The 21,420-nt window shown below is 48.2% G+C and carries 10 protein-coding genes; 8 read left to right on the top strand and 2 right to left on the bottom strand.

Translation table 11 applies throughout. The features are described from left to right. The first annotated feature begins 10 nt into the window (after nt 1–10). The 6 genes from R6242_RS06320 to R6242_RS06295 all read left to right on the top strand — a co-directional run bounded on the left by R6242_RS06320 (nt 11) and on the right by R6242_RS06295 (nt 10,270). Nucleotides 11–1,183, top strand: a complete 1,173-nt coding sequence (locus tag R6242_RS06320; protein ID WP_318425168.1) for a hypothetical protein — start codon at nt 11–13, stop codon at nt 1,181–1,183. Nucleotides 1,184–1,289: 106 nt separating this feature from the next. After that, nucleotides 1,290–2,753, top strand: a complete 1,464-nt coding sequence (locus tag R6242_RS06315; protein WP_318425165.1) for a TolC family protein — start codon at nt 1,290–1,292, stop codon at nt 2,751–2,753. An 18-nt stretch (nt 2,754–2,771) separates the two neighbouring features. After that, entirely contained in the window at nt 2,772–4,040 is a 1,269-nt protein-coding gene (locus tag R6242_RS06310; protein ID WP_318425163.1) for an NHLP bacteriocin system secretion protein, read from the top strand. A gap of 3 nt (nt 4,041–4,043) precedes the next feature. After that, nucleotides 4,044–6,248 carry an NHLP family bacteriocin export ABC transporter peptidase/permease/ATPase subunit gene (locus R6242_RS06305; protein ID WP_318425161.1) on the top strand — a complete coding sequence of 735 codons (2,205 nt, stop codon included), beginning with the start codon at nt 4,044–4,046 and terminating at the stop codon, nt 6,246–6,248. Continuing rightward, nucleotides 6,241–9,099, top strand: coding sequence for an NHLP bacteriocin export ABC transporter permease/ATPase subunit (locus R6242_RS06300; RefSeq protein WP_318425159.1), 2,859 nt, complete (start codon nt 6,241–6,243; stop codon nt 9,097–9,099). The genes R6242_RS06305 and R6242_RS06300 overlap by 8 nt, the downstream gene beginning before the upstream one ends. 16 nt (nt 9,100–9,115) lie before the next feature. Continuing rightward, nucleotides 9,116–10,270: an ABC transporter substrate-binding protein gene (locus tag R6242_RS06295; protein WP_318425156.1), complete on the top strand. Its 1,155-nt coding sequence runs from the start codon at nt 9,116–9,118 to the stop codon at nt 10,268–10,270. A gap of 78 nt (nt 10,271–10,348) precedes the next feature. On the opposite strand, the gene R6242_RS06290 is transcribed toward R6242_RS06295, so the two are convergent. Then, nucleotides 10,349–13,021 carry a TonB-dependent receptor gene (locus R6242_RS06290; RefSeq protein WP_318425154.1) on the bottom strand — a complete coding sequence of 891 codons (2,673 nt, stop codon included), beginning with the start codon at nt 13,019–13,021 and terminating at the stop codon, nt 10,349–10,351. An 893-nt stretch (nt 13,022–13,914) separates the two neighbouring features. On the opposite strand from R6242_RS06290, the gene R6242_RS06285 reads away from it, so the two are divergent. Both R6242_RS06285 and recG read left to right on the top strand, forming a co-directional pair. Next, nucleotides 13,915–16,743, top strand: coding sequence for a GAF domain-containing sensor histidine kinase (locus tag R6242_RS06285; RefSeq protein WP_318425151.1), 2,829 nt, complete (start codon nt 13,915–13,917; stop codon nt 16,741–16,743). A gap of 101 nt (nt 16,744–16,844) precedes the next feature. After that, nucleotides 16,845–18,866, top strand: coding sequence for an ATP-dependent DNA helicase RecG (recG, locus tag R6242_RS06280; protein WP_318425148.1), 2,022 nt, complete (start codon nt 16,845–16,847; stop codon nt 18,864–18,866). A gap of 206 nt (nt 18,867–19,072) precedes the next feature. Here the strand turns inward: recG and R6242_RS06275 are convergent, their stop codons facing one another. Then, a complete protein-coding gene (locus tag R6242_RS06275; protein WP_318425146.1) occupies nt 19,073–21,028 on the bottom strand; it encodes a BglG family transcription antiterminator in 1,956 nt (651 codons plus the stop codon). Nucleotides 21,029–21,420: the final 392 nt, after the last annotated feature.

Raw genomic sequence — 21,420 nt, 5'->3', positions numbered from 1 at the left:
AGGACTGCTGATGTTAAATTATAATCCTCAATTTTTTTACCCCCCTCTGCTTGTTTCATCAGATAGATTGGTAAGGCATCCACTAAATGAATGGAGTAGTAGGTTGTTATCTTCATTTTATAAATCAATCCATAATGTTGATGTTGTTTTACCGATTATGAATCAGCTAGCCTTGATTGAAACGTGTCGTGGTAATTATGGCGGTGCTTTTGAAATTTGTGTAGCACAAATTAATTTTTTAAAGAACTTATCAAAAAAAAATAAAAGTACTCAATATTTGCCAGCAATTATTCAGCCATGGATTAACATCGCAAGGATGGATCGCTGGCAAAATAAAGAAATAAATTCAACTGAAATTTATAAAAGTATGTCGCCAGATAATCGATTTAAGTTTTGTGAGTTAAATAGTCGCTATGGAATTGAATTTAGTTTAGGTGAATTGTGCAATTTAGGGGAGAATAACTCTTTTGTTGCTGTTGTTAATAATGTTTATTGGACTGAGTACGCCCGCTTTTTACTACGTTCAAATAGTCATAATTTACTACAGAAGCATTTGCAATCTGGGATAAGTTCAAATTACGGAGCTTTTATTAAAATTTCACTGATTGAAGTATTGATTTTGTACCAAGTAAAAATTGATAACTTTGATAGTGCATTGAAATTGTTAATAAATATTTTTGGTAATTGTAGTGAAAAATATTTGTTACACTTTAAAGTTTTGGAATTGTTTGTAAGTGAAAAGTCTGGACGTGATTATGATAAGGGCGTTATTGATGAAATTATGCTTTATGTTTCTTTGGTTGAACGTGATTCATATGGTTTAAATTTAATATCTGAAATTTCTCGTGTTTTTAAAATTATTGGTCTAAAGGACGTTGAAATTGAATTGCTAAGTATCTCAAAAGAAATAGCGGAAGAAATCAATGATGAAATAATTTTATTTTATGTAATGGAGAGGCTGGTTGAAATAGGTTTGTGTAACTATGAGTTGTTTGTTAGTAAGTTTGAAAAATCTTCTTATTCGGTTATTAGAAAAAAACTAAAGCTAGGTAACTTACCCCTTATTGAGGTTAATCGTTCAATTAGGATTGTAGATGCAGTTAATTATTTGGCTGTTTTGGATTATGAAAACTGTTTGAATGTTCTGCATGAAGAAAATATTGAAATGTCTGGGACGATATAAGGATATGTGGAGAATTTGTTTTTTATATAAAATATATAATATGATATACGATGTACTTAATGCTAGATGTTTTAGAATAAAAAATTTATTCATATTTTTTATTCTTTTGGAAAACTTAGCTATTGCAAATGAATTAAAACTATCCACCGCCATCCAGCAATCCCTCAAACAAAACTCAGATATACAAATACAAAATACTCAGATTGCTGTGGCTCAGGGGCAGTATTTGCAGGCGGCTGGGCAATTTGATTGGGTTTTGTCTTCTGGTCTTTTATACGATAAAAAAGTTACGCCACAAATTAATAGTGCAGATGGGGTGTTGATAAATAGCGGCTATCAATTGGGGATGAGCAAGCTACTGCATAATGGCATGAGTGTGAATGGTAGTTTAGATGCCCTCGCTAGTGATGGGCAGCTGTTGCAGCAGAATCGGCTTAAATTTGATCTCTCTTTGATTGTGCCATTGCTACATGGCCGTGATGCCACCGCCTCTTCAGAAGATGTGGCTAAGCTAAATATTGAGCTGAGCCGTTATCAGCTGCGTGATCGTATTGCGCAGACGCTTTATAACACGCTGCTGGCGTACTGGAATTACCGCAGCCGGGTAGATTTAGAAAAAGTAGCGCAGAGTAGTGAGGAGCGTAGCCAGAGCCTGCTGCGCTCTATTCAAAAACTGGTGGATGCTGGCGAAAAGCCGCGAGCCGATTTGGTTTTGCTGCAAGCGGATCACAGCGACAAAATCAGCCGGCGGCAAGCAGCGGCGCTGGCGCGTATCGAGGCCAGAACGGCGCTGGGCCGCTTATTGGGATTAGATGAGCTGGCGATCAGGCAGCTGCCTGAGCCCTCTGATGCCTTGCCCGCCCAGCTAACAACGCTGCCGCCTTTTTCTTCCGAAGCAATCAGTACTGCGGCTTTGCAGCAACGTCCAGACGTAAGAGCACTGGCGGTGCAGCTGGATGCGGCGCGGCGGCAAATGCAGGCGGTGCAAGAGCGGCTTAAGCCTCAGTTGGATTTACAACTGGGGCTGGGCTATGCCAAGGCATCGGAGGGCGGTAGCCGCTATGGCTTTGCTGCAGAAGCTGGGCAAATTCAAGCTTCGCCCTCGGTGTTTGCTCGGCTAAATTATCAATTTCCTCTGCAAAACAATAGCGCCAGCGGGGCGATGCAAGAGCGCTCGGCATTGTTGTCTCAGCTCTTAATCCGGCAAAAAGATTTAAATATTGGGGTGGCTTCTGGAATAGAGAGCGCTTGGCAGGCTTTATCTAATAGCAGCGAGCAGCTCAAGGTGGCTAAGCAAGCTTTGTCCTTGTACGAGCTGGCGGTGAGCCAAGAAGTAGTCAAACAAAAAAATGGGATTTCCACCCTAATTGATGTGATCAATGTGGAAACGCGCTTTGTCAGTGCCAGGGTGAATTACTTGCAACTACAGCTGGCCTACGCCAGTGCGCTGGCCAAATTGCGTTTTGAAACAGGAACGCTACTGCCCGCTGCCAGTATTCATGATGACGAGCTGGTTTCACTTGATGTCAGCGATATGGCAGGTTTAGGCCCACTTACTTCTTTCCATTAATTCGAGCTAAGTATAAGCATGCAAAAAAAAGGTCTTTTTAGGCAAGTTGCACTCAACCGCCTATCCTCACCCGAAGAGCTAGATAGCCTGCTGCAAGTCACTTCTGGCAAGGGCTGGCTTGCACTGGCGGGGATTGCTCTGTTGTTGCTCACGCTGATTGTATGGTCAGTGCTTGGCAAGTTGCCGACTAAGCTTATGGGCCAGCAATGTATCTTGGTCAAAAATGGCGGAGTGATTGTGCTGACGACTTCGGCCAGTGGGCGTTTATCTGATCTGGCCGTCGAGCCCGGCGATATGGTGACGCGTGGGCAAATCATTGGTCGGCTGGAGCAGTATGACTTGCTGCAAAAAATCAAATCGAGTGAGGCGCGCTTAAAAGAGGTAGAAGCCCAGCATGCTCAAGCGGTAGTGATGGCTGAGCAAGGTTTGTCTCTGCGGGATGCGACGATGGCGCAACAGACGCAAAATTTGCAGCGCCAGCTGGCATCGGCTAATCAGCGTGGGCAATTGTTGCAGGAGCGCATTGATAGCCAAACCTCGCTGTTCGAGCAGGGCTTGATTACCAAGCAAACCTTGATTGCATCGCAGCTTGAGCTGGCAGCGGTTCGTTTAGAAGCAGAAACCATCAAGGGCCAGTTTAAGCAGCAGGATGTGGTGAGGCTAGAGGGTAAAAAGCAGAGTGATAATGAAGTGGTGCAAACTCAAAATCAGCTGGATGACGTAAAGCGCACGCTGGTTTTGATGCGGCGAGATGCCAAGAATTTCACTTCGATTATCAGCCCCTATTCGGGCCGAGTACTGGAGGTAAAGGCGGCTGAGGGGCAGCTGGTTGAGCGAGGCACACAGCTGATCAGCGTAGAGCCGAGCGGGGTCGATATGAATGAAATCGAGGCCTATATCTATTTACCCGCTGCCGAGGGCAAGAAAGTCAGCGCTGGAATGAAGGTGGAAATTAGCCCAAGCACGGCTAAGCGCGAAGAATTTGGCTTTTTGCCCGCATTTATTAGTAGCGTTGCAGATTATCCCTCTACCGATCAGGGCTTGATGCGGGTGTTTGCTAATGAAAAATTAGTTCAACAGCTAACCGGCACGTTGGCACCGATTCAGATTCTGGCTTCGCTCAAGCCTTCCTCGGTTAATCCTAGTCATTACGAATGGTCAACTCGCAGCGGCCCGCCTTTTTCTATTCAGAGTGGCACGGCGTGTTCGGCGGCAATTACGCTTTCTGAGCAAAGGCCGATTACGCTGGTGTTGCCGATTCTTAAAAAAGCCCTGGGTTTGGATTAAGCCATGCTAAAAGCGATGGATAAGCTGTGGCAGCGTGTGCTGCGTTATGAGTGGGCGCTAAAAACACATCAAGTGAAAACACCCTCGGTATTGCAAATGGAGGCCGTGGAGTGTGGGGCGGCGTCGCTGGCAATGATTTTGGCCTACTACAAAAAATATATTCCACTGGAGCAATTGCGAGTGGATTGCGGCGTATCCAGAGATGGCAGCAAGGCGCTGAATGTGGTGAAGGCGGCGCAAAAGCACGGTTTGCTGGCTAAGGGCTACCGTAAGGAGCCAGTAGATTTACGCAGCATGCCGCTGCCGATGATTCTATTTTGGAACTTCAATCATTTTTTGGTCTTGGATGGTTTTACCAAAGATAAGGTGTGGTTAAACGATCCGGCCAAGGGGCGTTGTTCAGTCAGCGAGGCAGAGTTTGATCAGTCCTTTACGGGGGTGGTGCTTACCTTTGAGCCAAGGGCAGATTTTCAGCCAGCAGGCAGCCCACGTAGTTTGCTTGATGGTTTGCAGAGCCGCCTGACGGGGACGCGTGAGGCGCTGGTGTATTTGGTGCTGCTGGGGCTGGCCTTAGTGATCCCAGGCTTACTTATTCCAGTGTTTACCTCGGTGTTTATCGATCAGGTTTTAGTGGGCGGGCTGACGAGCTGGCTAGGCCCTTTGATTGTCGGCATGTTGGCGACCTCTTTGCTGGTGGCGGTGTTAACTTGGCTGCAAAAACATTATTTACTTAAGCTAGAAACCCGCATTGCCTTAAGCACCTCGGCGCGTTTTTTTTGGCATGTATTACGCTTGCCGGTGGGCTTTTATCAGCAGCGCTCTGCCGGTGATATTGGTGCACGGGTTGGCATTAGCGACAGAGTTGCCAATATTTTGTCGGAAGACCTAGTCTCTGCGCTGCTAAGCGTGATTACCGCGCTGTTTTTTGCCGTGATTATGCTGTTTTATGATCTAACCATGAGCCTGATTACGATAGGGATTGTGGTGGTCAATGTGCTGGTATTGCGCTATGTATCACAGCGTCGTAAGGAGTTGAATCAAAAGCTATCCATTGACCGTGGCAAGGTGATGGGCACGTCTATGAATGGGCTGATGCTGATTGAAACCTTAAAAGCCTCCGGTGCCGAGTCGGATTTTTTTAGCCGCTGGGCGGGCTATCAGGCCAGGCTGCTGAATTCCACTCAAGCCATGAGCCGTACTTCTATTTCCTTGGATTTATTGCCGAAGTTTTTAACGGCAGCTAATGCGGCGTTGGTGTTGGGTATTGGCGGTGCAAGGGTGATGCAAGGCGATATGACGATCGGCATGTTGGTGGCTTTTCAGGCGCTGGTGGCTAGTTTTATTAACCCGAGCAATGCGTTGGTGGCGCTGGGGGGCAAGATACAAGGTTTTCAAGGGGATATGGATAGGCTAGACGATGTGATGCGCTACCCTTGCGAAGATATCGTTGCCTTAGAAAGAAAAGATGAGCTTTTGCTTTTGGCCAAGCTAGAAGGGCACCTTGAATTACGTAATGTCACCTTTGGCTATAGCCGCCTAGAGCCGCCGTTGCTAGAGAACTTTAATCTGATTCTAGAGCCAGGGCAGCGGGTGGCCTTGGTGGGGGCATCTGGTTGTGGTAAATCGACCATCGCTAAATTGGTGGTTGGTTTATATGAAGTGTGGGATGGGCAGATCCTCTTTGACGGCAAGCCACGCAGCGCCTGGCCACGGCAGCAATTATTAAACTCACTGGCTTCGGTTGATCAGGATATTGCGCTTTTTTCAGGCAGCATTCGTGACAATTTAAGCATGTGGGATAGCACCACGCCCATGGCCGATATGGTCGGGGCGGCCAAAGATGCTTGCGTGCACGATGTGATTGCGCTGCGGCCAAACGCTTACGACAGCGTCGTTGCTGAAGGGGGAGGCAACTTTAGTGGTGGCCAGCGCCAGCGGCTGGAAATCGCCAGAGCGCTGACATCAAATCCACGCCTATTAGTGCTGGACGAAGCCACCAGCGCGCTTGATCCGCTCACCGAAAAACACATTGATGGCCATTTACGCCGCCGTGGCTGCAGCTGCCTGATTGTGGCGCATCGGCTGAGCTCAATCCGAGATTGCGATGAAATCATCCTCTTAGATAAGGGCAAGGTGATTGAGCGTGGCTCACATCCCCAGTTAATGCAATTAGATGGTCATTACGCAAGGCTGATTGCCAATGAATAAGCCCTTAGAGAGATTAGCGCAGCCATTAACACAGCTTGGTGAGCTTAGCCAAGCTAGCTTAATTCGGGGCGCTGCTGAAAGCGTCTGCCTGCTAGAAAAAGGCAGCGTTGATGTGTTTATGGTTAAGCAAGATGGCAGGGGAGCGCGCAGTTTTTTATTCACTGTGGTGGCTGGCGAGCTTTTGATTTTCCCTGCCGCGGATAGTGCAAAAGCGGTGCTCGCCCAGCCCAGCCCCGATGCTGAATATAGAATAATTGCCAAAGCCGCATTATTAGATTACGTAGCACAGACCAAGGCTACGCTAGCCAGTTTGCTTGCACCCTTGATTGAGCATATTGCGGCTGCCTTTGCCGAAAAAGCCCCTGCCGATTGCCTGATGCTTGGTTCAGAGCAAGCTTGTAGCCAAGAGCAAACGCTTACGCTGGGCGCAGAGAGGGCAGGGCTTTGGTTTACGAGCTCTGGGCAGACGCGCTATTTTGGCCAACTACCCTGTGAAGTGGGTGCTTTGATGCCGCTACCCTTAAATACCTGGGTAAATTTGGCCCCAAGCAGTGAGCTGAGTTGCTTTGAGCCAGACGCGTCTATGCCGCCTGAAGTGCAGTTTGAAGGCGTAGCGGTGTTGTTTAGCCTGCTGCTGCAATGGGTGACGGTGCAAAAAAATCACGCTGCAGAGCAAGAGTTACAGCGCTTACAGATGAAAAGCGCGCAGGGTAGTCAGGTAATGGCTGATGCACTGGCAGGCTTTGTGACTTTGTTTAGTTTGCAATCAACGAGTGATAACAGAGGTAGTGATCGCTTGCTGGCGGCATGCAAAGTAATTGGTAGCAGGCTGGGGGTGAAGTTTAAGGCCGCCCCTGCTGAGGGAATCAGGGGCAAAGATGCGGTCAGGGAAATTGCCCAGGCATCGGGCGTGCGCACTCGTATTGTTGCCTTAAAAGGGGACTGGTGGCGCAATGATAATGGCCCCTTGCTGGTGTTTGCTGAGCAAAGTAAACAAGCCTTTGCCATTTTGCCCTTGCGCGGCGGGGGCTATCAGCTACATGAGCCGTCGGGAGACGTCATCTTGCTTAGCGCAGAGTTTGCCGCTCAGCTTGCGCCATTTGCCTATACATTTTATGCAGCCTTGCCCAGTAAAAAACTTGCCCTCAGTGATATTTTGCAATTTGTTTTTTTTGCGATACGGCAAGACATTGCTGTTGTGGCCGCGATTGCCAGCGCCAGCGCCCTGCTGGGTATGGCCATCCCGTTGGCTAGCGGTCATTTATTTGATAGTGTTTTTCCTGCCGCTGATTACGGGCAAATGGTTCAGTTGGTCGTTATCTTGTTTATTGCCAGCATCGTTACGCTCTTATTTGAAGCGACCCGCTCGCTAGCAATGCTGCGAATTGAAGGGCGAGCAAGTAGCGATTTGCAAGCCGCCGTATGGGATAGGGTACTGGCCTTGCCGGTGCCTTTTTTTCGGGATTACAGTGCTGGCGATTTAGCGATGCGCATCAATGGCATTAATGAAATTCGCCAAGCCTTATCGGGTACGGTAATTGCGTCGTTGATTAGTAGCTTATTTGCTATTTTAAATGTGTTTTTATTATTTTATTACAGTGCCAAATTGGCCATGCTGGCCGTTTTATTAGTTACTTTGGCAATTGGCTTTAACTTAGCGGTGGGATATTTTGGTGTACGAATTACTCGGCAAACCGCTGCGGTTAGCGGTAAGTTGTCTGGCATGGTGTTGGAGTATTTAAGCGGCATTAGTAAGTTAAGAATCACTGGCGCTGAATCACGGGCCTTTGCCAACTGGGCGGCTGATTTTGCGGCTCAAAAGCAACTGGCGCTACGTGCGGGTAGGCTTAGCAATCTAAATAGCGTATTTAGTGCGGCGTTTCCCGTGGCGGCAAATGCGCTGATTTTTGCTTGTCTTGCTATGGCGCTTGCTGAGCCAGCAGGGGTTAAATTCTCTAGCGGGGATTTTATTGCCTTTGGCGCAACATGGGCTGTTTTTTTGGGGGCTGCACTTTCATTAGTTAAAACGGGGCTTGATCTACTGGCCATTACGGCGACGTACGATCGCACTCGGCCCATTCTTGAGGCCTGCCCCGAAGTTGATGAAAGCAAAGCCAGCCCAGGTCTTTTGCAAGGCGCTATTGAGCTGAGCCATTTACGGTTTGCATACGCGGCAGACGCCCCGTTGGTGCTGGATGATGTCTCTATGACGATTCAGCCAGGAGAGTTTATTGCCTTGGTTGGCGCATCAGGATCAGGCAAGTCAACCCTGCTGCGGCTGATGCTGGGTTTTGAAACCCCAACCCATGGCGGCGTGTATTACGATCAGCATCATTTGGCCGATGTGGATATCGGAGCAGTGAGGCGTCAGCTGGGCGTAGTGCTGCAAAGTGGCCGTTTAATGAGTGGTGATATTTTTAGCAATATCATTGGTTCAAGCCCTTTAAAACTGGCCGATGCTTGGGATGCGGCAAGGGCTTGCGGGCTGGATCAGGATATCAATGCCATGCCGATGGGCATGCATACCATCGTCAGCGATGGTGGGGGCACCTTATCTGGCGGGCAGCGCCAGCGCTTACTCATTGCTAGGGCCATCGTGAATAAACCACGGATTGTGTTTTTTGATGAGGCCACCAGTGCGCTGGATAATCAGAGCCAAGCACTGGTCAGTGCCAGCATGGATCAGTTGCAAGCCACCCGAGTGGTGATTGCCCACCGGCTCAGCACCATTATGAATGCCGATCGAATTTATGTGTTGGATAAGGGCAAAATCGTGCAGAGCGGCACATACCAACAATTAATCGGCGAGGAAGGATTATTCGCTGAGCTGGCAAAGCGGCAAATGGCTTAAATCTTTAGAGGCTGCAATGATTAAAAAATTGATAGTAATTGTTTTAACGATTAGCACGGTAGCTGGCTGCGACAATAAATCACTGGCTCAGCAAAGGGCTGAAAAATTGGTGCAAGCCAGCCCAGAGCTATTGATTGCCGTCGCTTGGCCATTGCAATCGAGCAAGGCTACTTTAATCGATGGGATTAATTTAGCCGTTGATGAAGTTAATCAAAGCGGCGGGGTATTGGGTAGAAAAATAAAAATTCAACTCAAGGACGATACCGCCTCGCTCAGTAAAGGGCGGCTAGTTGCTCAAGAAATTGCCGACGATATTGCCGTGGCGGCGGTGATTGGACATTTAAATTCGTATATTGCCGCCCCAGCTGCGCAAATTTATGAGCGAGCAGGTTTGTTAATGATTACTCCTGGCGCCAGTGTGCAAAAAATCACCGAGCAAGGGGGTAAATACACCTTCCGCAGCTTGCCAGGCAATAGAGATCAAGGGCGGCAAATCGCCGATTACGCGGTATCACAAGGCTATAAAAATATTGCAATTTATTATATAAAAAATGATTATGGCATTGATTTAGCCAATTACTTTGAACAGCGGGCACATGAGCTGGGTATCACGGTGGCAGATCGGCGCTCCTATAATATGGGGGGTGATAATCATGCCGCTATTCTGGCGGATTGGGGGGCATTTCTGGCGACCGATGCTATTTTTCTGATCGGCTCTTTGCCAGAAAGTGCAAAAATTTTGCAGGAGATGCGAGTAGCAGGTTTAAAAGTGCCAGTGTTTGGTGGGGCAGGGCTGGATTCACCTGAGCTGATTAAATTGGGAGGAAAAAACACGGAGGGTACGGTGGTGTTTTCCTTATTTAATATGGGAGACCCCCGCCCAGAAGTGCAGATTTTTGGTGAGCACTTTAAGAAAAAATTTGGGGTATTACCAGACAGCACGGCGGCTCAAGGCTATGACACCGTTAAATTACTGGTGCAGGCTATGAAAACGGCCAATAGCGCTGTGCCAGATAAAGTGGCTACCGCATTAAGAGCCACTAAAAACTGGCAGGGTGTAACCGGTGTAGATACTTATAGCAGTAAGGGGGATTTGGTAGGAAAACGCCTTGCTAAGGTCGTGGTAAAGGATGGTAAGTTTGAATATTTTCAAACGACAGCACTGAAGTAATTAACTGAAGAATAAAAAGAGGCAGCTTTGAAAGGGCTGCCTCTTTTTATTTGTAGAGCTGTTTAATTTAATGCACGATTAAAACTTGTAATTAGCCTTGGCGTACCAGCTGCGGCCATGTGGATCTGTGTACTTAGGATCGAAACCCACTTGGAAGTGATCGGCCTGATTGGTAAATGGCGGATCGGTATCAAATAGATTTTTTACCCCAAGGGTTAGCTCAAGGGTCTTGGTGCGATACGTGCCTTGCAGACCCCAAGTGCTGTATGCCTCAACGGTGCGATTGACTTGCGATTCAGCACCAGTTTTAGGATCGACGTAAGTGACTTGGTTTTGGTCGATATAGCTGGATGTTAGATTGTTTGTGAGCGATGCACCCCATTCAGCCATATTCCAAGAAAGCGTTACATTGTGTCTCCAGCGTGGGTTCATACCTGCGTCAATATATTGGCCAACGCTATCAAAGAAAGCGCCGTCTTTTTCACGTTGATATTCATTGGTGATGGTATAGGTGCCTTCTACGCCGAGGCGGAAAGTACCGTATTCCGTTTTAGGTGTAGCGGCGAGTATGGACACATCAAGACCATCCGTGCGTAATTCGCCCAGATTCAGTGATTTGGAATCGATATAGTCGATTAAGCCTGGCAAGCCTGCGGCGATATCTGCTGCAGTACGCGCCTTACGCACCACTTTATCTTTGTACTTAGCGTAATTACCCATGATGGTGGAGTCGGAAATAGTGTCGATCCGGTCTTTGATATTGATATTCCAGTAATCAACTCCTAGCGAGAAATTTTTTACGGGTTCTACCAAAAAACCAAAGGTGTAGTTGGTAGATAACTCAGGCGTGAGCGTTTTGCTGCCACCTTGCACCAGGTTTAATTGTAAATTGCAATCAAGCGGGCTCTTGGTTGTTGCGCAGCGCTCAGGATCATCATAATTGCCCCCTGTATTGGTTTTGCTGCTTGGGCGGTTTAAATCATCCAGCGTTGGCGCGTGGTAACCCGTGCTGATCGAGCCGCGTAATACCAACTCATCGATAGGCTGATAGCGGAAGCTGATTTTAGGGTTGGTGGTGCCGCCCATATCATCGTAATGGTCGTAACGCAGTGCGGCTTGTAATTCCAAATTTTTCAGAATAGGCACAACCATTTCGGCAAAGCCCGCATACACCAAGCGTTCACCATTGGTGGCTTGGCGATTACCGCCGCCGCCTAAGATATCACCGCTGGATAAAATGGCTTCAGGGGTATACGTATAGCTTTCTTTACGTACATCACCACCAAAGGCAAAGCCGACTTTACCTGCATCTAATTGATAAATTTCTTTAGAAAATTGCACATCAACTGATTTATTACTGGTTTCGCCGCTTTGTACTTTGCCGGTGATTTTTGTGGCATCTAATGCGGCTTTACCTGCGGCATCTTGCGGGCCAAAGGGGTTGATTACCCCGCTGAGCATTGCTGGCAGGAGTTTACTTTCGTATACCCAGCCATTGGTGTATTTATCTTCGGTTTTATTCAATGCATAAACCAAGGCAGTGCGGTAATCCCAGCCCGCCACTTCGCCTTCTGCCCCAACAATAAAGCGGTGCTGATCAGAAGTCGCTTCGTCTTCACGTGCACCTGCATCAATGCCACGCCATTGCAGTTTTAAATTACCCAGTGTGCCTTTATAAGGATCATATTTGCCATTAGCTGGGTAAAGCAAATCATCGCCATTAAATGTAGTCGCACTGGAAACTGGCACAGGCGATGAGGAATACGTGCCTGTATTGCGGGTAAAGAGGTAATCAGCAAAGACTTGGGTGCTGTCGTTAATTTTTAAAGTGCCCTTGCTATAGAAGGAAAGGCGCTCTTGTGGTGAAACAATATCAATAATGCTGGCGTAATCAAAACGGCAATTACCGCCTGTGGCAAAGTTTTTATTTGGGACAGGTAAAGATCTAGGCTGATCGCAGCCAGTTAAATAACCCACATTAACCGGCTTGCCGCCAGGACCATTTAAAATGGTAGCAGGGAAGGTGTTGCCTGATGTTTTATTGACTTCTTTATCAGGAATATAAGATGTTTTGGAGTAGCTACGATCTTTGGCGGCTAGGGCTTCTTGCTTGGATACATCCAGCGCCATAAAGACGTTGTAATTATCTTCTTCTAGGTTACCAAAGCCAAAGCTAAAGTTGGCTTTTTTGACTTCGCCGCCGCCGTCAAATGTCTGCTCAACGCCACCACCGATTTCTGCGCCAACAAAATTTTTCTTTAAAATAAAATTCATTACGCCGCCGATTGCATCGGTACCGTAAACAGCAGAAGCGCCATCTTTGACAATTTCAACCCGCTCAACCGCGCCCAAGGGGATCGAGTTTAGATCGACGCCAGCGCTATCAAACGCATAGTTGGCCATGCGACGGCCATTGACTAAAATCAGCGTTTTGGATGTGCCAAGGCCGCGTAAGTTAGCACCAGAGAAGCCAGGTTTTCCAGAATCACCCACGGCCTGTGCCTGCGCGTAGCCGTTATTGCTGGATGCTAGGTTGTCTACCAGCTCGGCCACGGTAGTTGCACCTGTTTTGGCAATTTCTTGCTTACCCAGTACTTGGACTGGTGTTGCACCCACTTTGCTAGCGCGTTTGATATTTGAGCCAGTGACTTCAACTCGCTCAACTTTATTGACGGTTTCTGCGGCTTGCGCATTGATTATTGCGCCGGCACCGATCATTGCTATAGCAATGCTGAGTCTCTTCATCTTCATTGGATGGTTCCCTTAGGTTAGATGCCTTGGTATCTGCTTGGCAGTGTCAAGACCGCTGCTAGGGAAAAATTAGCATTTGTTATTATTTACAATGTAACGAAATGTAACCACCTCACTCTCTTTGGTGTAATCCTAGCAAGGAAGCGCTGAGCAATTAAATGACAAGGAGATATATGGGTGATGCTAAAAAATATAAGTAATCTAATTGAAAGTAAATGTTAAATAACTGCTGTTTAAAAAATTTAAAACGGCTATTTTATTAAAAAAAACCTTTTGAAATAAGGCTTAATTGATAGTTTGTTAAGTTCAGATCAATCGCGGTTCACTTGGGTTTGTCTGTAAGTTTTTTGAAATTTTTATGTTGCATTGCGTCAGAGTAGTGGTTTTCCCATGTGAATTTTAAGAAATTTATATGGCGCATTTAAAGGGGATATTTGTTTGTTTGTGCTAAATAAATCTACTTTATTGGCATTAAATTGATGTGTTATACCTATCTAAAATATTGAAACTATTTTTTTTAGCTTAGGTTTGTAGATGGAATTGTGTATTTTTTACACCACACTACAGCGGTAAATTGCAGGGTATTAAATAAAACAGAAATATATGCATCGATTGCCTGTGGCATCTCGGCATATTCTGCCGCAGGCTATAAATGGCAGAGTCTGCCTTAAAGATGAAAATGATTTTTATTTAGTTATTGCTTACTGCTGGCTTTGCCATGCAAAGCGAAATAGGAATAGCAACTCACCTTGCCAAAAAAGGAAGGGGCAATCGGCATTGCTCTAGTGCAATGTTTCTAGATGTATGTGATAAATCAGTATGAAAGAGTATTGCGCCCCTCGATATAGGCAGGGTAAATAGAGATGTTTATTGAGCTCTACTGAGAAAATGCCTTGGAACTTTTCATATCAAATCAAGAATTAGCCGCGCTAGAGCCTCAGCTGAGCGGCCTACTTGGCAAGGCAAGGCTGGCCATGCTGGTACGTATGGCTTGGCATCAGCGGCAGCGAAATTGTGCGCTGGCTTTGGCGCTAGCAGATGAGGCTGAGTTGTTGCTTGGCTTAGCTGAGGAGCGTGAGGCTCAGCAATGGTTTGCGCGGCTGTTGTTGCTACGAGCAGAAGTCAAAATGCTTTTTTCTGATTTTGATGGGGCATTGCCGCTGATTGCTGCCGCCCAAGCTATTTTTGAAAATACTCAAGATACGCTGGGGCGGGGCGACGCGGCTTGGTTAGAAGCGTATGTGTTTAATGATCGAGGCCAGAGCCAAGCCACAGAGGGCTGTTTGCTGGTGGCCAGTGATGCTTATCGTTTGCTTGATGATGCGTTGCGTTTGCAAATGGTTGAGGCACGCCGCTTACTCTATGGGGTGTTTCGTGATCCTAGTACTGCTGGGGCTGCGCTACAGCGTGCTTTTCCAGAACCACAAAGCTACGCCTCCCCACTGTTTAGTTTTATCGCTGCGGCTAAAGGGCTGGTCGCAATTTTAACTAACTCGCCTAGTGCGGCAATTAAGTATTTTTTGCAGGCCTATGAGGCGGCACTTGATAGCGGGCAGTTGAGAAGCGCCTTGGTGTCGGCAAATAATATTGCAGATTCATTCGATCAATTAGGCGATCAAGAAACCGCTCTTGAATGGGTAGAGCGGGCGATGTGTTTGGCAAGATCGACAGGCTGGCCTGTGAGTATGGGAGCATGCAAATTAGTTGCCGCAGGCATTATGCGCAAGTTAGAAAAATACGATGAGGCACGCGCATGCTTACAAGGTGGCTTATTGCAGATGGAGCATTTGGCAAATACCAGAAATTATAGTTTGGCACTGGATGGGCTGGGCCTGCTTGAGCTGGATGTGGGCAATATTGAGGCCGGTTTAAGTTGGTTTGAAAAGTTAGAAGCGCATGAGCAATCACGTATTTCGCCTGACATACTTGGGCTTGCATGGCGGGGGCAGGCTAGCGCGCTATTTAAATTAGGCCGCTTAGACGAGGCTCGTAGCAAGGCGGAGGCCACTTTGCAATTGGCCATTGAGCGTGGTAATGCCGATGTGCAGATTAAGGCCTTATGGGTGCTGGCACAAATCTATACTCAGGCTGATTTACCCGCACCCATCGGCATGACTAAGCCAAGCGCTAGCTTGCATTATCTACACCAAGCGCTGGATGTGGCGACTCGGATTGAGAGTTATGCAATCTCCCCTGAATTATTTACCCAAATTGCGGCGGCCTATGCCGTATGTGGTGACTACCCTGCGGCCTATGATTACAGCCTGACTGCGGCGGCTATTTATAAAAAAACGCATTCAATTGAAGTAGAAAAGCGTGCCTTGGCCATGCAAATTCGCCATGAGGTAGAGCGTGCACATGCCGAAACCGCCCATCATCGGCAAATTGCTGCTGCGCTGCAAGAAACCAGCGCCACCTTAGAAGTGCTGGGACAAATTGGCCGAGAGATCACCGCAAATCTGAATGCCCATGCCGTGTTTACCGCCTTGCATCGTCATGTGTCTCAGTTACTAGATGTCAGTAGCTTTGTGGTGTTTTTATTAGATGACCATGAGCCGGTCTTACATTTTGTGTTTGGCATGGAAAGCGAGCAGCTGATCTATGGTGAAAAAACGCCTTTAGCCCACCCTAGCTCTAAGGCGGCGCGTTGCGCGCGGGAAAAACAGGTACAGCTCGTGCATTTAGAGCCAGATCATCAAGATGCCACGCTGATTCCAGGTACGGTGGCCACGATGAGCTTATTGTTTGCACCACTGATGGTGGGGGAGCGCTTGCTGGGGGTGATGTCGATTCAAACACCCACTCTGCATGCTTATGGTGAGCGTGAGTTATCCATCTTTTTAGCGCTTTGCGCCTATGGTGCAATTGCGCTAGATAATGCGGCGGCTTACGCTGCGGCTGAAGCCTCGCAAAGCTTAGCTGATCGCGCACTCAGTGATTTGCGCCAAACACAGGGCGAGCTGATTCAAAGAGAAAAACTCGCCTCGCTTGGCTCCCTCGTGGCAGGGGTGGCGCACGAGTTGAATACCCCGATCGGCAATAGCTTATTAGTAGCCAGCACCATTAGTGATGATAGCGAGCGTTTTTTGCGGCAAATCAAGCAAGGTGGCGTGCGCCGCTCTGATTTAGAACGCTATTGCCTCAGCGCCGAAGAATCATCGAGCCTGCTTATCCGTTGCCTACAAAAAGCCGCTAGTTTGATTACTAGTTTTAAACAACTCGCCGTTGATCAAACCTCGGATCAGCAGCGATCATTTGATTTACGTACCGAATGCGAAGACGTGGCGCTGATGCTAGGCAGCCGTATTCGCGGCGCAGGCCACGAGCTAAAGCTCGATATTGCTGACGGCCTGCAAATGAATAGCTACCCAGGCGCATTTGGCCAAGTGCTGAGTAATCTGATTATCAACGCGATTGTGCATGGCTTAGAAGGGCGTAAGCATGGTTTGATGAGCATACAAGCTAATGCCATCAATGAAAGCCACGTCAAAGTAATCTTTAAAGACAATGGCCGTGGTATCAGTAGTGATCATATTGATCGTATCTTTGAGCCATTTTTTACCACGCAACTAGGGCAGGGCGGCAGTGGCCTAGGTTTACACATTAGCTACAACATTATTTACTCGGTGCTAGGTGGCAGCATCAGCGTGATCAGCCCAGAAGGCGAAGGGGCCATCTTTGAAATGATTCTGCCGTTTGTGGCTCAAGCCTCACCAAGTTAAGCCTAAAAATAAGGGCTTGTTTGCATAAACTCCACATCTACCCTTTCCCTTACGCCACTTATGCCCTAAAGTAGCGTTCAATCGAACGATCGTTCAAAGATATGGATCTGGCTGCGCTACCTGAAGCACTTAAAACTCGTCTCACCAAATTAGGGCTGTTGCGCCCGTTTGATCTGGTGCTGCATCTGCCCTTGCGCTACGAAGACGAAACCCACCTTTACCCCATGCGCGATGCGCCGATGGGGCAATCGGTGTTGCTAGAGGGCACGGTTGAATCCTGCGAGGTGCAATATAAGCCGCGTAAGCAGCTGATTGCTCGGGTAAGCGATGCATCTGGAACCATCTCGGTGCGCTTGCTTAATTTTTATCCCAGCGTAGCCAAGCAGCTGGCGGTAGGTAAAACGGTGCGCCTTTATGGTGAAATCCGCCGTGGATTTTTGGGCGATGAAATGGTGCACCCCAAAATACGCGCAGCTAATGAGCAGGGCCTGAACGAAGCACTGACGCCCATTTACCCAACCACGGCGGGTTTAAACCAGCTGCAATTAGCCAAGCTGATTCGCCTAGCTTTAAAGCATTGCAACTTAGCCGATACCCTGCCAGAGCGAGTGCTTGGGCCGCTGGATCTGCCGGATTTTTCATCTAGCGTGCAGCTATTACATGCCCCTACGCCAGATATCCCGAATATCTTACTGACTGAACGCACCCACCCCGCTTGGCAGCGGCTGAAGTTTGACGAGCTGCTGGCCCAGCAGCTCAGCCTGCGCACAGCCCATGCCGCAAGGCGCGAGCGTACCGCACCGGTGATTGCGCCCAAAGGTGAGCTGGCGGCAAGTTTGCTGGCGAGTTTGCCGTTTGCCTTGACCGGTGCTCAGGGCAAAGTTTTAAAAGAAATTACCCATGATTTAAACCAGCCTCACCCTATGCAGCGGCTGTTGCAAGGCGATGTCGGCTCGGGCAAAACCATTGTGGCGGCGTTGGCGGCGTGTCAGGCGATTGAATCGGGCTATCAGGTGGCACTGATGGCCCCGACCGAGATTCTGGCCGAGCAGCATTTTAATAAATTATCCGCATGGTTTGCGCCGCTGGGCATCAAGGTGGTGTGGCTGGCGGGCTCTTTGGGGGCAAAAGCCAAGCGGCTAGCTATTGAAGACGCCGCACTGGGCACCGCGCCGCTGGTGGTGGGCACGCACGCTATTTTTCAGGCCAGCGTCACCTTTGCTAAGTTAGGGCTGGCGATTGTGGATGAGCAGCATCGCTTTGGCGTAGCGCAAAGATTGGCGCTGCGTGAAAAAGGCGGTAGCCCGCATCAGCTCATGATGAGCGCCACGCCCATCCCACGCACGCTCGCCATGAGCTACTACGCCGATCTGGATGTGAGCGTGATTGACGAACTGCCACCAGGGCGTACGCCGATTGTCACTAAGTTAATCAGCGATGCACGCCGAGATGAAATCATTCAGCGTATTGCCGCCAAGGTTGAAGAGGGCCGTCAGGTGTATTGGGTCTGCCCGCTGATTGAGGAATCTGAAGCGCTGCAATTACAAACCGCCGTGGATACCCACCAGCAATTATCCGAAGAGCTAGAAGATATCGCCGTGGGCCTAGTCCACGGGCGTATGAAAACCGCCGAAAAAGCCGAGGTGATGGCGGCATTTTTAAGAAACGAAGTGCAAGTACTAGTTGCCACCACGGTGATCGAAGTCGGCGTGGATGTGCCCAATGCCAGCCTGATGGTGATTGAGCACGCCGAGCGTATGGGCTTGTCGCAATTGCATCAGCTAAGGGGACGAGTAGGGCGTGGCGCGCATGCCTCGCTGTGCGTCTTGCTTTATACCACCCCGCTGGGTGAGCTGGCCAAGGCGCGCTTACGGGTGATTTATGAAAATACCGACGGCTTTGAAATTGCCCGTCAGGATATGGAAATCCGTGGGCCGGGCGAGTTGGCCGGTGTAAGGCAATCTGGCGTGCCCATGCTGCGCTTTGCCGATTTAGAAAAAGACGCCGATTTACTCGAAGAAGCGCGCTTGGTTGCAGAAGACTTGCTGGCAAACGATGCCGCTACCGCCTTAGCGCATCTGGATAGATGGCTGCCAGGGCGAGAGATGTTGTTGAAAGTGTAAGCTGGGCATTCAAATAAATGTATTAGCCCTCATGAGGCGAAGATCAAAGATCTCTTTGTGTCTTCTCTTTGGTTTACGGTAGAGGATAAAACGCAAGTATTTGCTGTATTTAATTTAGCAGCAGAGCTGCAATATTTTGGATCGCTGTTTTTGGAATAACGAGAAGGGCGGGGAGTTGTTGGGTAAATTTCGCTGGGTGATTGCCCTTAATGCGCTTTTAAAGTGCGAATTGCAGTGGCCTTAAATTCAGCAAAATCCATACACTCCAGCAAACGCGCACTAGCGCACTCTCTGATTAAAGAGATAAATAAGTCATAAATTGTCATGGCTTCTTCGTAATCTTCTTTGCTAATTGCTAGTAAGAAAATCACCGAAGCCTCTGCGCCATCCCCCCATGAAATGCCCTGCGGGGCGAGCACGGTGTACACCACGGAACGCTTGGCAAGTAGGCCTAAGGAATGAGGCACGGCAATGCCATTGCCTTGAATCGTAGATAAAATCGCTTCGCGCTCGGCCACTGAAGGATAGAAATCTTGATTCACGATTCCCTCTTGCTCTAATTGCTGGCAAAGGCGCTGAAATAATTCATCTTGAGAGATGGGCTCATCAATGCGCAAAAAGTGGTTGGCATCAAAATAGCGATCAAGCATATAAGGATGGGTGCGGTTGATTTCCACCGTTTTAGCCAATTGCTCTAGCTGAAACTCGCTTGGAAACGGCGACAGCACAATCACAGGTTTTCCTTTGCTTTCTAAGGGTTGGGTAGAGATCACAAAGTCGTCAGCTATCCCATCTAAGGCGTAATAATCTTGCTGCGATATTGATTTGCTCAGCAACACCTGTGGAAATTTTCGCTGCAACATGGCTTCGATCATTCGCGTGGTCGAATTACCCATATCGCAGACCAACAAGGCTTGCGGGCGGCAGACAAAGGCAATTTGATAATGCCGCTCCAGCCCCACGCCAATATGTAGCACCAAATAGCCAATTTCATTTTCATTCACTTGATAAGCCGTGTGCTTGGCCCAGCTGGAAACGGCGCTCAGAGTAAAGTCATAAGCCAAAGCGTAATGCTGCTTGATATCGGTCAGTACGGGATTGGGTAAATTAATTTGATAGCGTAAACGCGTCATCATGGTTTTAACGTGGGTGAGCAAATCCAAGCGCAAACGGCTATCGTGGCGCAAATCATAGTGATAATGGTGATTGATATAATCCAGAATATAGCTAACTAGCGCATCAGCATCGTCGGCATTAATCGTATCTGGCAAGCTACCTTGCATACTGCGTGCGGCAATATTAATGGCTAAAAAGTGCTGTTCAGCACACGATAATTCGCAGAGAGTGATTTGCTTTAGCTCTGCCACCAATTCACTGGCAATGGCTGCAATCTCATGGCTAACTTCTTCTTTCGATCGCTCTTCGATGGGGAAACCATCACTAATTCTTTTGCTTGCTACGGCACAATATTGGCTCAGAAAATGAAAGCCTTCATCCGTTAAGCGCACCGTACTATGTGCAAGTAAACGCTGCAAAGCGCTCACAAACCTTATAGAAGCATTGGCCAAAACCGGATCACTCGCCAGCAGCGGATGGTGGTTTTCTTCACGGTGAAGCTGGCAGAGTAAATCGCTTAAGCACACTCGAATCGCTGATTCTTTACCCATCAGCTTCATACCGTAATGCGGCCGAGTTTCGATGCTTAATTGGTAGTGGGCAAGCTGGCTGCGCACCTCCGCCATATCAATTTGTAGCACCGCGCGGTTTACATACCAAGAATCCGCTAGATTTTGTAATTTAAGTGCATAGGCGGAAGTCAGAAAGCGCATCAATAAATATTGAACCCGCTCGCCTGCGGTACGTGGCAACGCTTTGCTTGATTGATGGCTTAAAGTGAGCTGGGCAAAGCGCTCTTCATTATGAATACTGAGCACATAGCCTTCACCGCGCTGCAAAACAAATTGCGCACCATGCTCGAGTAAAGTCTCATTCAGCGCCGTAATATCAGTGCGCACCGTGCGCGTAGACACCGAAAACCGACGCGCCAGCTCATCCTGCGGCAGCGTTTCTGCCTGCAAAGTACGATAAAGCAAAGCCAGACGCTTATAAGGAAAACGAACCATAATGACCTTGACCCCAGCAAGGCGCAGCTTCTTCGCCACAAGAAGCTCACCATAAATCGATCAATCAAAATCGCCTGAATCAGCACGAAGTGAACAGAGTGAGACAATGCTCGCTTTAGTAAGTTTCTGGGCTGCATCGTAAGCTTTTACGCTATGTACATCGAGTTAAACCACTCCCATACAGTGCATGTAGGGCGGGTGAAACCCGCGAGCGATGCTGAAAAATACGCGGGTTGCAGCTCATGTGCGCTAAGCAAAATACAAAAAGATCTTTTTAGTGCCTTCGGCACGTTGATTTAGGTGCGGGATTCCCCCGCGTGGGACTCACTTTCTTGAACGGCCAAGAAAGTAAGCAAAGAAGGCCGCCCCGACCAGCACGAAAACCCCTCACTGCGGATAATCAGCTCGGCGAAAAAGGCTGCTCGCTCGCT

Origin of the sequence: Iodobacter sp. CM08 (genome assembly GCF_033446605.1) — a bacterium.
GTDB lineage: Bacteria > Pseudomonadota > Gammaproteobacteria > Burkholderiales > Chitinibacteraceae > Iodobacter.
This window is presented reverse-complemented; position numbering and strand designations above follow the sequence as displayed.